This window comes from Paenibacillus rhizoryzae (assembly GCF_059686995.1).
Window position 1 is genome coordinate 160,530 of record NZ_JCAALT010000006.1, and the last position, 14,351, is coordinate 174,880.

Annotated in this window: 11 protein-coding genes; 2 read left to right on the forward strand and 9 right to left on the reverse strand. The window is 49.7% G+C overall.

Annotation, left to right across the window (positions count from 1 at the left end; all coding sequences use genetic code 11):
* Positions 1-245: 245 nt before the first annotated feature.
* Positions 246-1,301: a LacI family DNA-binding transcriptional regulator gene (locus AC6ESO_RS18840; RefSeq protein ID WP_497092697.1), complete on the forward strand. Its 1,056-nt coding sequence runs from the start codon at positions 246-248 to the stop codon at positions 1,299-1,301.
* Positions 1,302-1,377: 76 nt separating this feature from the next.
* On the opposite strand, the gene AC6ESO_RS18845 is transcribed toward AC6ESO_RS18840, so the two are convergent.
* Entirely contained in the window at positions 1,378-1,794 is a 417-nt protein-coding gene (locus tag AC6ESO_RS18845; RefSeq protein ID WP_497092698.1) for a hypothetical protein, read from the reverse strand.
* A 174-nt stretch (positions 1,795-1,968) separates the two neighbouring features.
* On the opposite strand from AC6ESO_RS18845, the gene AC6ESO_RS18850 reads away from it, so the two are divergent.
* On the forward strand, positions 1,969-2,313 hold the full coding sequence (locus tag AC6ESO_RS18850; RefSeq protein WP_497092699.1) for a helix-turn-helix domain-containing protein: 345 nt from the start codon (positions 1,969-1,971) through the stop codon (positions 2,311-2,313).
* Here AC6ESO_RS18850 and AC6ESO_RS18855 read toward each other — a convergent pair.
* From AC6ESO_RS18855 to AC6ESO_RS18890, 8 genes are all read right to left on the reverse strand, one after another.
* Positions 2,282-2,416 carry a hypothetical protein gene (locus AC6ESO_RS18855; protein WP_497092700.1) on the reverse strand — a complete coding sequence of 45 codons (135 nt, stop codon included), beginning with the start codon at positions 2,414-2,416 and terminating at the stop codon, positions 2,282-2,284. The two genes, AC6ESO_RS18850 and AC6ESO_RS18855, sit on opposite strands and share 32 nt — an antisense overlap.
* 183 nt (positions 2,417-2,599) lie before the next feature.
* Complete coding sequence (locus AC6ESO_RS18860; RefSeq protein ID WP_497092701.1) at positions 2,600-4,687, reverse strand: GxGYxYP domain-containing protein; 2,088 nt, start codon at positions 4,685-4,687, stop codon at positions 2,600-2,602.
* Positions 4,688-4,968: 281 nt separating this feature from the next.
* Positions 4,969-7,179, reverse strand: a complete 2,211-nt coding sequence (locus AC6ESO_RS18865; protein WP_497092702.1) for a hypothetical protein — start codon at positions 7,177-7,179, stop codon at positions 4,969-4,971.
* Between the two features lie 60 nt (positions 7,180-7,239).
* Entirely contained in the window at positions 7,240-10,257 is a 3,018-nt protein-coding gene (locus tag AC6ESO_RS18870) for an alpha-mannosidase (RefSeq protein WP_497092703.1), read from the reverse strand.
* A gap of 77 nt (positions 10,258-10,334) precedes the next feature.
* Positions 10,335-11,801: an extracellular solute-binding protein gene (locus AC6ESO_RS18875; protein ID WP_497092704.1), complete on the reverse strand. Its 1,467-nt coding sequence runs from the start codon at positions 11,799-11,801 to the stop codon at positions 10,335-10,337.
* Between the two features lie 89 nt (positions 11,802-11,890).
* Positions 11,891-12,820 (reverse strand): ABC transporter permease subunit, encoded by a 930-nt coding sequence (locus tag AC6ESO_RS18880; protein WP_494820841.1) that lies wholly within the window; start codon positions 12,818-12,820, stop codon positions 11,891-11,893.
* 3 nt (positions 12,821-12,823) lie between these two features.
* On the reverse strand, positions 12,824-13,810 hold the full coding sequence (locus AC6ESO_RS18885; RefSeq protein ID WP_497092705.1) for a carbohydrate ABC transporter permease: 987 nt from the start codon (positions 13,808-13,810) through the stop codon (positions 12,824-12,826).
* Positions 13,811-13,967: 157 nt separating this feature from the next.
* Positions 13,968-14,150 (reverse strand): hypothetical protein, encoded by a 183-nt coding sequence (locus AC6ESO_RS18890; protein WP_497092706.1) that lies wholly within the window; start codon positions 14,148-14,150, stop codon positions 13,968-13,970.
* Between the last annotated feature and the right edge of the window lie 201 nt (positions 14,151-14,351).

Genomic DNA, 14,351 nt, shown 5'->3' on the forward strand with positions numbered 1-14,351 from the left:
ACAATTTGTTATTTTTGTAACATTTAAGATTACAAATTAAACCTTACCCATCAACTCTTTGGTGATTTCGATTATAGTTGATTCAATTTCATTCTGTAAATATGCAATTATCGAATTCATTGTTTGTCTAGTTAGAGCTTTATTATGTTTTTGTTTACTTACAAAATTGATGTTTTGTTTATTGACAAAAAATGCGGCTAACTTACAATAAAGAGAGAGATTTCAATATTGAAGGATGGTTAATCGTGAGCAGAAAAATTACAACCAGCGATATTTCCTTAGCACTCGGCCTTTCTCGGAACACGGTATCTAAGGCGCTTAACGGCCATCCCAGCATTACCATAGAAACAAGGAAGAAAATCGTCGATCAAGCCATTGCGATGGGATACAAGAAATTGAAGCCTATTACTAGCGGAGATACTGCTGTTGAAACCGCGGGCAAAGCACGGAGTATCGCCTACATCACCAAGAGTCAAATTAATCACGGGACAGGCTTCTGGTTGAATGTCCTGAGCGGCGTCGAGCAGATGATCAGCCGGAACGGCTATGAAATGAAGCTTAGCTTTGTTAAGAATGAGGATATTGAAGCGCTTGAGCTCCCTGCCCTGCTCGCAAGCGACATTGCCGGCATTATTGTAGCAGGCAGCTTCGACAAGCCCTATACCGAGAAACTGATGGCACTCCCGCATCCGAAGGTGTTCATTAATATCCATCCTGATATACCGTTATCCGACCTTCAGGCAGACGTCGTCTTTATGGAGAATGAGGACAGCATCTATCAAATGACTAGGCATCTGATGAATCTCGGCCATACGGAGATCGGATTCATCGGCGAAATCTTCTCGTGCCGCAGCTTCATGGAGCGTTGGTTCGGCTTTCAGCGCGCTCATTTCGATACGAGTTTACCCATTCAGCCATCACTATGCCTTACCGTCCGGAACGAGGAGATCTACCAGAACTACGAAGGAATCGCTCGGTCCTTGAAAGAGCTGCCGAAGCTGCCGACTGCCTTCGTATGTGCGAATGACAAAATCGCCCTGCATGTCATCAAATATCTCTATGAAATCGGTAAAACGATTCCCCGCGATATCGCCGTTACCGGATTTGACCAGATTAGCGAAGCTGAATTTCTCGGCTTCACCCTTACGACCGTCGCTCTCGATGAATACCAGCTTGGCCAGCGGGCAACAGAGCAGCTGCTCACCCGCATGAGCAAACCGGACCGCGCGTTCGAGACGGTTCGCTTAGCGGCCAAGGTCGTCATTGGCGAGAGCTCGTCGTCGCTGAGACAGTCGTACTAGCAACAAAGGCTTCTCACCTCCGGCGTTCAAGTGAACGCGAGGTAAGAAGCCTTTGTTTGTCATGCTATAGAAACCGTTAGTTCTCCTTAACCAGCAGATGCGAATATTTCTTAATCTTCGCCTTCGAAATGGGTACGCTTATTCCGGCTGCCCCCTTGAAATAGGCATCATTACCGTATAGACCAACCTCAATTCGGTCCACGAGAGGTACATTAACAAGGCAGGACGGATGAAACAAATCATAGCCAAGCGGCGACAATACCTGCTTATAGTGTTCCACGTTGACTAATTGCAGATAGACGCCATCCCTCGTTACAAACATTGGAATTCCAGCTTTATAGCTAGACTTCCCCCTTAACTGCGGCGTAACTCCCATGTACAGCACTTCTGTGGCCAGATTCAAATTTCTGCAGATGACCTGGTTGTTGACCGATTCCATTTTGACGCAGTACACATAAATGGAGTCCGTTCTCTCGTTGCTCTTGTTGACCACCTATTGTATTCTACCTCCCGTAACAATCACATATCGCGACTTCCTTAGCTTCTAGTATACGTTCACACTACGTGATTGTAAATAATAAAAGACGCTTTTCGAGTCCGATTTTCCTCGGCCATTGGTTGTAAGCTATAATAGCAAATGATTGGATGACGTCATGGAGGTGAACGGATGCGTACGTTCGGAGAACGACTTTCTTACTTGAGGCATCGTAAGGGGTTGTCGCAAGAGGAGTTTTCGAAGCTGCTATCAATTGGAAAAAGCACGTTGGGCATGTACGAGACGAATAAACGCGAGCCGGGCCATGATATGACATCCCATATTGCAGCATTCTTCGAAGTTAGCGTGGATTGGTTAACGACAGGCAAAGAATTCGCCTATACGCCGATGGCTTCTACGCAAGAGGAGATCATTATTAAGGACCTCGTGCAGCGCTATCATATTGATCTGACAAGAGAGCGTACCCGAGAGAAGCTGGAGAAGATTATTCAGCTTGTTTTCGAAGAAACGACATGATGATCGCATTCTGAATGAACGCAATCAGTTCCTCAGTCGGTACATCACGCAACTCCGGTATTTCCTTCTTCAGTTCTTCGATGATATGCTGAACGTCTTCCATGAACTTCGGCTTACCCCTTTGGCAGCTGTTCTTAATAGTATTAGTATAATTCGAATTGGAAGATTTGGAACATCGATTCAGATTGGCCGATTGTTGTTGACATAAACTAGTAAAACATGGTAATGAAAGAGGCTTCCCCTCACGTTATGGTTAAACGTGGCAGGGAAGCCTTTTGTGATTGCGTTACGGCTTGCTAGGCAGTTTGTTCGCTTGACGGATGAGCGAGAAATACTGATCTGCCAGAACGACGTCATATTCCGGTCCGAGAGAGTCGGTAATGGCAGCGACGTCCGTAGGCGTCAGACTCCAAGCCAGCAGGCCAATGGAGATGAAGAGCGGCGATTTGCCATCCCATTTCGCTTTGGCGTCGGCAAGAATATTCTTCCCTTCGCTCACAGCGCTAATTCCTCTAATCGTCGAAACCGGCAGTCCATTGCTGATTTGCACTTCGGAAGTATCGCCCCAGCTTAAGAATACCCCAGATGGATTGTACTCTTTGCGGTATGCCGTGCTCTTCGCATCACTGAGCGGGATATTCTGTCCGTCTACGCGGTTAAGGATATACGGAATGTCCATCCCTGTCTGTTTCAAGTACTTCTTGCTGTTCTTCAGGAAATCGGCGAACGAGCTGTCCGGCCAAGCGTCCGGATAGAAGTATCCGGCACCGGAAGGGCCGGCGATAATTTGATCATTCGCTGTTGCCGTGCTTCGGAAGTAATTTAGCATTACCGGAGCAGCATCGTATAAGAGCGGGCTGGATGTCCAGTTGATCGGCACTTGGCCGCGGCTTGGGTCATCCCACAGTATACGCATCCGGTGCTGGTTATATTGGAGATTATCTCCTTCACTGAACGTGTAGGTGACATAGATTTTGTTCTCCAGCTTCACCGGCGCCGGCTCTTTCGACTTCACGTCCTGCGGTTTGGAGCCGGAGAACACCGTCAAATTGCTAAACCAGTCTGCCGCCAGGACATAAACGCCATGGTTGGAGGTGACTTCAACACCATTAAACTCGCCTTGCACATCATTGTTGAACCAGCCTAAGTAAGGGGTGCCCGGTTTAACGTCAGAGAGGATTTTCTCAAAGAGCGCTTTCTGCTCGGGAACATTGGAATCGAGCCAGAACACCATCGCTTTATTGGCAACGGCGTAGTCGCGCAGATAACCATACGGCTCCTTCGTCAGTGAAGTGAACGGCTTCTCATTGCTGGCACTCACTTTGTATTGGTTCCACATGTCAGCGGACACAACCAGTTCCTTCGTTCCAGCCGGCGGCGTGAATTTATACGTGAAGTAACGGCCGTTATCGGCGAAACGGTGGCCGCCGCTGCCGTCCGAAACTTGCGAGCTTTGCGGATCGTAGAGGAATGGTTCTTCCTCCGGCTTCCCAGGGAGGAAATGAGCAATGACTTGACCATCCGCTTTCACGGTGACCTCATGTACCGCTGCTCCCCATCCGTCTGCCGGGAATGCATCTCCGAACTTCACGTACACATCCGGCTTGCTCAGATACTTGCTCAAATCAAGGTCATATACTTTACGATTCGCTGCATCTCGCTCTTCCGTCGGTTCCTGAGCAACCGTTTCGAAGCGATCCGGCTGTTCCACCGGTACGCGCGCTGTTGTATCCGGGCTAAGTCCGACCAGCATGCGGTGCGTGGAATCTTTCCATAGATTCTCATACTGCCACGTGTAAGCATCTAACCGGTCCTTGAATTTCCCTTGCAGATCCTCAATGACGCTTAGGTTATAAGGAGCGGCCTTCAGCTGTGCGGCAAGCTCCGGACTTACAGCCACGCCGCCTTTTAGCCCAGCCAACGTAGTGGCAACGTTAATCGAATCCGGGACGGCCGGATCGTAAATGATAATGCCTTTGACTTCGCCTTTATAACGCTTCAGAATATCCCAGTAGCTGTCATAGACACGGTAGTTAACATCCAAATCGTTCAGCCATTTGAATTTACCTTCTTCCTTGTTCTCAAGCAGGTAGATCCGCGGCTCCTGACAATTTATAATACCCTGCAACGTACTAAACAACAGCTTAATGTCGCCCGGTGCATCATAAATATCAGCAACATCCAGCTGCTTCGCTTGTTTGAAGCTTGGGAGCATTTGCTCCTTCGGCCAAGAGATGGATGGATTACTCGCAGTAGGATTCGCTGCGTTCTGAGGCTCCGCAGATTTGTCCTGCGGAGAATCGGCGAAGGTGCCGGATGAGAATGTCATCGTACATACTAAGGCCAGACTGATTGCGGTTAGCTTTCGGATCATTTTTACTTACACCTCTCCATTTATGGGATTATAGAACTGTCCTAGACGCTTTCAGTCACACCTCCTTAACAGCTGCTGCTTGAAGCGAACCAGAACTTTAACCTCATCTATATATTTAATATATCTTTTATGATTACACAATCGTTTCGACAAAATTTCCCATAAAAATAAACAGCTAGCCCTACATTCAGGACTTCCCAAACCCTATTCGACAAATAAAAAAAGACCGAGCCAGCGGCTGCGGTCTTATCGATATCGACCAAACAAACTCCATTAATCCTCTACCACAATACCTCTACATGAACACCGCTGGGATTGTTAGCATAACGAAGCAATAACGTCATGCTCCCCTCATCCCAAACGTAAGCCCCTTGCGTCTTCGGGGCATCCGCTCCACCCAGAATAACCCGCCCCGGCTCACGCGGACAGCGGAAGCGCGCAGAAGCTTGAATCCCTTCCGGTCCTCGAGCCGCGAATGCGAACCCGCCGTCCCGCTCCTCGATTCCATCGATTCGGGATGCCGCGGCAATAAGCTGCACGCCCTCTCCCGCTCTGCTCAGATCATAGAGCAGCGCTTGTTGGCCCGGCTCTACCGTTACCTCATGAAGTACAGGCAGGTCAGCGTTCAGCAAATCCACATAAGCGCCGCTCAGAACGAACGGCTGCGCATCAACCGACTCTTCCAGCACGGCCGCTACTACATAAGGACCACGGCGCAGCGCCATGCTGTTCATCGTTTCCCACTGCGAGGCAGCTGTCTCCTGCCCTTGCGCCTGCGAGCTTCCAGCAGCCGCAAGCGCCCCCCTGACCGTCAAACGCAGCTGGTCGGCCACGTCGGCATGAAGCGCGCATTGCGCCGGATGAACATCCAGATAAGCCAAGCTCCCTTGGCCAACGGAATAGACGCCCGGCTGCAAGGAGGCCTCCAAGCCCAGACAAGTAAATAGATGCTCCATTGGGGAAGCATATTGCTTCGCTCCCTGGTTCCACCATTCACGAACCGTATGGAAGTCGTCGCTGCCATCGCCGACATAGATGAGCGCGCCCCCATCCTTCACCCATTCCGCCAATACGTTATGAAGACCGGCTGATTCCGGCTTCATATACTCATAGCTCAGAACCAGCGCCTTGTAATCATCCAAATAACCTGCGAATCTTCCTGCGTTATCCAGCTGTACAGGCCGCACAGCCGCACCGTGCTTCAGCAACGGCAAAGTCAACCCATAGAATGGCGACCAATCGAGCAGCTCCATAAACTCGCTTCCTAGCGCCGAAGCCACTTCCGTACCGTCATATTTGAATGCCGTCGCCTCTTCGCTCCAGTCCGGATGATTGCGCTGGAACATAGCGGAATCGGCCAGCAGCACGCCGATTTGCAAATTCGAGGTCAGCCATTCCGTATCCGGCTGATCCATGTCTGCCAGCGAATTAAGCACAACCTGCAGTTCAGTCGCATACGCTGCCGGAATGTTCACGCGACCCTCTTCCCCTTGCTTCGGATAGGTCCCTTGATAAATCCGTCTAGGCCACGGGCATACCTCATAACGACTTACATGCGGATGCAGCAGCGAGGCAACCAAGGTGCGAATATAGTTCTGGCGGTAATCCTCCCACGTATGCTTCGGATCATCGGCAATCGGATCATGCAGGAACCACATCCGGCGATCCGTGCCGCGAACAAGCTCCTGCATAATGCCATATTCCAGAAAAGCCGTCTCGAAGGTACGTTCCTTACGCACGCCATTATAGACATTCGGCGTCTGAGCCGTTCCCGTCCATACCTGCGCAATATAACCATCAACGCCCGGCAGCTCCAGCAGCTTCGACTCCGGGCTCACAATTCGCCACTGGGTATAGTTAATTAGACTATGCGTCGGCACATAGAATCGAATATTCCGGTCATACTTGACCTTCGCATATTCCTTCAGCGTATTGCAAATCCGGTCCAGCGTACGGGCATAGAGATGCACTTTCAGCTTCGATGCCCGATATTGCGCGTCTACCGTCGCATGCGGAGGCTGCCACGGCTCCCGATAGTAAATTTCCCACTCTCGTTTAAAAGCGTCCGAATAACCGCCTTCAACCCAGAACTCCGGTTCTTCCAGATGGATCGCTTCTACGCCAGCATCAACCGCGACGCGAATCTGCTCCGTTAGGAAATCCGCATACGCAATGGTTGGCACCATATAAGGAATATCCTCGGAGGTTCCGTGAATGATATGTTCGTTTCTACGATTCTTCTGCGCTTCATCCCAGTGTGTTCTGCCATCCACTTCGCCGTTCAAATAATGCTGATAACCGCCCCAAGATACGCCGGTCATCAGATGAACGACATAGCCCTTGTCCTTCCACGTACGAATGCGTTCCTCCAAGTCTCCGCGAATCCCATACACCATGACAAAGTCAGTCTGCAAATCGTACGACGGATGGTACGGACCACCCTCCTGAAACCCGGTTAATTCACTCAAGCGATCTCTTGAAATCAAGGACACGGCTGCATGCCTCCTTCTAAAAGTAAAAATAAAAGGGAAGGCTCGCCCTTCCCTTTCCGGTTATGCATTCAACTTTATGCGAAGCGTCTTAATCTCAAAAGGCTGGAAGGTCAGCTCGGCCGAGCTCGACTTCTCCTGCAAAGCAGCAATCGGATTCTCCAGCAGATCGGTTTCTTCGATGGTCTGGCATATCAGACCGAAATTCACTTTCGCCTGCGCCCGTGTGCCTGAAGCTTCGTACAAACGGATGATTAGATGCTGGCTATCCTCCGCTTTCTTCACGGCCTCGACCATCACATCCGGATTATCGATTTGAATCAGGGAACGCAGATCAGTACGCCCTGCTGCAGTCGCGGCACCAGCGGACTTCGCAACCGTAAGCGGCGTATTCAATTCATAGCCTTTGCGATATACTTTCGCCTGCACGAAATCCCCCTGATGCGGGTAGATCGCATAAACGAACTGATGCTCGGCACGGTCGCAGGCAGGATCCGGGTAGCCCGGGCTGCGCAGCAAATTCATATCCAGCACATTTCGTTCCGCACTGAAGCCATACTTGCTGTCACTAAGCAGCGCGACACCATAATCAGGCTGCGATAAATCTATATATTGATGTGCGCAAATTTCATCTCTAACGAACTCTACCATCGTATTGCGCGTTGTTGGCCGCTTCAAATAACCAAACTGAATCTCGCAATTGACTTGCTCCGACATCACGCTGACCGGGAAGGAAGTGCGAAGCATTTTCTCCGACTCCTGCCAATCTACCTTCGTTTCGAACTGAATCGTCGTTCCATCTTCAGCGAGTACGATACGCTGCTCCAGCGAGGATTCGCCGTACCGATAAGTTTGCACAAGCACTGCATTCGAGCCTTGAACGGAAGCCGCGGAGCTTTCGAGCTGCATCGTGCCCGCTACTGTATCCCGGTAATCTCGCGGGAAATCCCATGCATCGCCTTTGTCATGATAGAGGGTCAGCACATTAGCTTTCTTGCCTGCTTCAATAGATTCTCTGCCCGCAACTTTGTCATAAATCGATAGAATGCTTCCATCGGCTGCAAAAGTAACGCGCAGGTTGCGGTTCTCGAGCAAAGCTTCATCTGCATGCAGCTGTTGAGACTGTTTGTTCTGGGTGCTGCGCAGCTCTTCCGAGAGTGCGGCAAAGCCCATTGGCGGCACTTTTACAGCGTACTGCGCGCCATTCTGTTCCACCAGTTCTTCACGTTCCCACGGCAGCGAATTCACAACGATCGCCTGCCCGCCAGCAATGCCGGACAGTCCCGCAACATGCGCATAGGTCTGCTCGATCATCTCAGCTACTCGGGTATGAAGGATTTCGTAGCGGGCCAGCGATTCGTCGAACACTCGCGTAATCGAAGAGCCTGGCAGGATATCATGGAATTGATATAACAAAACTTCTTTCCAAATCTCGTCAAGTTCCGCTGTCGGATACGCCTGTTCTCCGAGTGCCAGCGCCAAGGATGCTGCAAACTCCAGCTCCCGCAGCGACTTCTCCATCTTGCGGTTATACCATTTGTTTCTCGCTTGCGACGTCAGCGTCCCTTGATGTTTCTCCAAATACAGCTCCCCGCGGTAGGTTTGGAATCGCGGCCCTTCCTGCGCCAGCTTCTCGAAGAAGGATAGCGATGATTCCTGAACGACCGGCGGCAATCCGAGCAGGTTATGCTCACGTGCCAAACGTTCCAAGTGCTCCTCGCCAGGGCCGCCGCCGCCATCGCCGATCCCAAACAACATTAACGCATGCTCGGAAACGTTGCGGTCTAAATATTGACTCTCAATCTTGGCAAGCGATCTCGGTGCTCCCGGGCTGTTGTACGTATCCTCGGGCGGCAGATGGGCAAGCACTTTGCTGCCATCAATACCTTCCCAATGAAAGCTATGATGCGGATGCGTATTGTATACGCTCCATGACAGCTTCTGCGTCATCATATAGTCCACGCCGGACTTCTTCAGAATTTGCGGAAGACTCGCGTTATAGCCGAATACATCCGGAAGCCACAGCACCTTCATCTCCTGGCCAAATTCTTCTTGGAAAAACTTCTTTCCATATAGGATCTGTCTTACCAGCGCTTCACCGCCGGAAATATTCGTATCCGGCTCCACCCACATCGCGCCTTGCACTTCCCAGCGCCCTTCCTTCACCCTGGCCTTAATCTGCTCGTAGAGCGTTGGATAATACTCTTTCATCCATTGATACAACTGCGGCTGGCTTGCGCCGAATACATAGTCGGGATACTTCTCCATGTTGCGAAGTACGGTCGAGAATGTCCGTGCCCCTTTGCGAATCGTCTCCCGAATCGGCCATAGCCATGCCAAATCCATATGTGCATGCCCGATCGCACTGACAGTCAGCGTTGGATCTCCCCCGCGCTTGGCAAGCTGCTTGGCTAGAATCGCTCTGGCACGCGCAACGGTTTCTTCATTAATGACTTCCAGCACAAGCGCCGCTTCGTATAGGCTCTGAATGACGCGGTCTTTCCTTGCGCTGGCATCAGGTACTTGCTCCGCCAGCTCCAGCAGCACTTCATAGTCATAATAGAGGCGGCGCGTTTCGTCGCTGCATATCGCAATATCCGCTTCCTTGAGCGTACCGCTTCGATATTTCCCGAATAAGTCATTGCATCCGGCATCGGCCCACAAGTGGATCGTTTCTCCGGCAGCTGATTCACTGATATCCACCACGCGTTTTCCCGGCAGGCCGAGGCTGAAATCAAATTCAGAGTTAATGTTGGTAAGTCCTTGGTAAGGCGAACCGTTGTTGTCGACCAAGCACAGCTCACCGTTCACATCAATGAGCAGCACAACCTTCTTTCCTGAGGCACGCTCCGGTACGCGGCCTTCGAAACGAAACCATGCGCAATCCCATAAGTTCCCCCATTTATCGCCCGGCTTCACTTCCATGTATTCGCCGGATGTACGTTCCGAATAAGGAACCGGCTCCTTAGTCACCCATGCTGAAACTGTCAAAGCAGCAACCGGTTCATAGATGGCGTTCCGTATTCTAGGCAAGAGCCCCTTTGCCTTTTCCAGTATTATTTTCTTTGTCTCGTAGGGCATTACGGTCCCTCCCCATTCCCTGAATGTTTATTAAGAAAGAGGACTGACAAAAACAGTCCTCTCGTCTTTGCTTCTATTTATTTGGTTACCAATTCCGCCTTCTTCTGAGCATCATCCAGAATCGCTTTGATGTCGCCGTCTGTCATGAGCGATTTCACGGCAGCATCGCCAAAGATTTGCCAAGCCTTCGAGTTGTCTTTCGCAAAGGTTGGAAGACCTTGAACGTTGCCAATCATCGCTTGATAGTGCAGGTACATTTCCGGATGCTTCGTTTTGTAGTCATCCGTCTCCGCGATTTCTTTCAGAATCGGCGAGCGAGTGTTGGAATCCGCAATCAGCTGTTGCACTTCTTTGCTGTACATCGCTCTGATGTAATCAAAAGCAGCTTCTTTATTCTTAGCATCTACCGGCACGGAGTGGAAAGCAGCTCCGATCGTTACGTTACCCGGCTTGCCGTTTGGCGACAATGGAATCGGCGCCATACCGCACTCCAGACCAACATTCTTACATTCTTGCGCGCGCCACGGGCCATCAATCAAGTAGGCCAGTTGCCCTTTATTCCAAGCATCGAAGTATGTACCTTCGTTGTTGTTCAACATCAAGCCTGCAGGATGGTTAGCATTCAACGCTCTCAGAAGCTCGATCACTTCAACGTTAGCCTGGGAATTGAATGTCGGTTGTCCGTTTCCATCCGCAAATGTTCCGCCATTGATGGCAACCAGTGCACCATAACGAAGGTATCCGCCGAAGTTAGGAGCGCCATATACGCCGCCGCCATAGAATTTGCCTTTACCTGCATCTGTTACTTTCTTCGCATTGTCTACAAGCTCAGCCCAAGTCGTGATTGCTTTCTCAGGATCCAAGCCCGCTTCTTTCACCAATTTCTTATTCCAGAACAAGCTGCTTACGCCCGGCTGGGAAGCCAATCCGTAGATCTTACCATCGATTTCCATCGGCTTCCATGCTGCAGGAGCAAGCTTCTCACGAATCTCTGCTGCCATATCATCCGGGAACGCCTCAAGCAATCCTTGTTGAGCAAAACCAGGCATTTGCGTTTCACCGACGATGATGTCCGGAATGTTCTTAGCCAGGAAGCCCGCTGTTTCTTTCTGGATCAGCGGCTCGCCCCAGCCCCAGTCTTCCGTTTTGATGCTTATATTTTTTTCTTTCAATTTCGTGCTAATGAATTTTTGATAATAAAGACCGAATGCTGCACCTTCAAACTGGTTGCCCGGAGTATAGCTCGTATCCGTGCCGCCATCTTTCAGTTCTTTCTCCTTCGAAACGAGCAAATCATCCACCAAGCCCACGCCAATGCCGACAGCGCCTTCATTCAATACAGTAAGCGTAACAGGTTCTGCAGCAGCGGGCGTATTCTCCGTTGTATTAGCCGCCTCATTCGTTGCATCATTTGTTTCCGTTGTTGCTGTGTTGCTTGGTTTCTCATTCTCTGCTGCGGTATTACTGTTATTCCCGCCGCACGCCGTCAGAGCAACCATCAATAGCGCTGTTCCCATCAAGGCTGTGGTCTTTTTAAATTTCACTTGAACCCCTCCATTTGTGGATGACTATTTGCTACATCTGAAATATAACATACTAATATAATATATTCAATATGTTATTTAGAAATATTTTAACCCTTTATTCCAGTGTTCGCCAAGCCTTGCACGATGTATTTCTGGAAGAAGAAGAACATCAATAGCGCGGGAATGGTAGCGCCAAGTCCGAGCGTAATAATGAGCGGCCAGTTCGGTATTCCGCCAGGGCCGGCTGCAGCCGACGACAGCCTCGTAATCGCAGCAGGAAGTGTCTGCAGGGAGTCTGTTGATGTATAGAAGAACGGCGTAGCAAAGTCATTCCATGTGCCAAGCGCTGTCGTAATTGCTATATATGCCATAATCGGCAGCTGGAGCGGCAATAAGAGCTGGAAAATAATCCGAATCGTACTCGCACCGTCCACCTTTGCCGCTTCATCCAATTCGAAAGGTATCTTCTCAATGGACTGTTTCACTAGGAATGCACCCATGATATTAATGCTTGGCCCACCGATGAGATACACCCACCACGTGTCCAGAATACCCGTACCGCCATTAAAGATGTGATTGCCTCCGGCAAACGGAAATCTCGCATACTCCAAATAAGTAGGGATTAATGCGATCGTACCCGGAATCATTTGCGTGCCGAGCAAGAACAAGAATAACTGGTCTTTCCCTTTAAACTTCAGCCTCGCGAACACATAACCCGCTAAGAAAGAGGTCAACAGCGCCCAGAACGTGTTGTAGACCGTACGGATGGAGGAATTGAGGAAATATTTCTGCACGCCCGCCTCAGTAGATCCATAGAACAGCACCAAGTAGTTTCGCAGCGTCGGTTCTTTCGGAATCGGGAGCAGTCCCAGTACGGATGATGTGAATTCCGTCCTTGAGAAGAAACCCGCTAATATCATAAATACTAAAGGATATAACAATACGAGACCGACACCGAACAATACGATATGTGCGAATAAATGGGTTGGCTTTAATTGCACGGCGACTTGTTTACGAAATCCTGCTGTTGCTGCCATAGTTTATTTCCTCCTTTTCAACGGGATTGTATTACTTCTGTCTGCATTCGTGGACCAGCGGTAGTAAAGCACCGTCACCGCGAATACAACGACTGCCATAACAAGCGACGAGGCTCCTGCCATCCCCATGTTGAAATCCCAGAAAGCATCCCGATAAATACGGAACACGAGCACTTCCGTCTGTCCGTAAGGACCGCCATTTGTCATAAACAAGACCTGCTCGTAAATTTGAATCGCACCGATCAAACTTGTGATAATGATATAAGTTGCAATTGGCTTCAAACCGGGCAAGGTGACATTCACCAGTTTCCCCCACCGGCCGGCCCCGTCGATTTCCGCTGCTTCATACAACGTCGGATCTACGGATTGAAGCCCGGCCAGCCAGATAAGCGCCGCTCCGCCTACGCCTTTCCACACGGAGTACACCACGATCCAGAACACGCCCCAGAACACGGAATACTGCCATACGATCGGTTCCTTGCCAATCGATTTCAAGAAGTTATTAATGACCCCGTTATTCGTATCCAGAAGAAGGTTGAATATTTGGGTCGTTGCAACGGCCGAGGTGACGGCCGGAATGTACCAGATAGAGCGGTATACCCCTTTGCCGAATAAGGGCATATTCATTAGCAAAGCTGCGCCAAAGCCAGCCATTAAAGTAACGACCGTCACCAAACCGCCCATCCATATCGATCTCCAGAGCGCATTGTAATACTGCGGATCCTGGAAGAACCTAACGTAGTTATCTAACCCAACAAACTTCGGACTGCCTGTAATCCCAATCCATTCGAAGAACCCAAGCATAAATCCGAATAAAATCGGAAAACCAGATAGCACAAGCCACCACAATATCATTGGACCCAAAATAACGGTTGCAATAATCGCATCTCGATGTTTCTTGGTGAATTTCTTCAGTGAAGACTGACTGCTCGCATTTACGCTGCCATGCAGCGAAGCTTGAGCACTCACAGTTAAATTGCCCTTCTCCATATTCACACGCCTCCCATGCCGAATTAGTTGCCTTCTCGTTTCAAATCACGGTTTACTCGCTCGAGTACCTCTTCAGGTGAAATGACTTTGACATGTATATCTAAATGTTTTATCACGGTGGACACGTCATCCATCGTATGGCTCCAAGGATGCACGTTCACAACCGCATAGTCGTGGAAGCGCTGTTATATATGTACATCGCTTTATGCGCTACACCGATATCGCGCAGGTATTGATTAGCTACATCCTGCTGCACGAAGAAATCCTTGGCGAACTTTGTTCCATATTCATTAAACGCCGAGCTGTCATCTTTATCACTTACATCTTGAATTTGTTTCAATCCGATCTGCTTTGCTTTATCAATTAACGTGGCCAGCAATTGCAATACATGCGGCATAAATGCGGCGAGATGACTTCCCGGCTACCATCCCCGTCCCCCCTCGTCTCATACGTAACATTCCATATATTAACCACTATAATATAAATTATATTAATTATATCATTATAGTCAATTGAAATTTTATAAAAAAAACCGATAGCG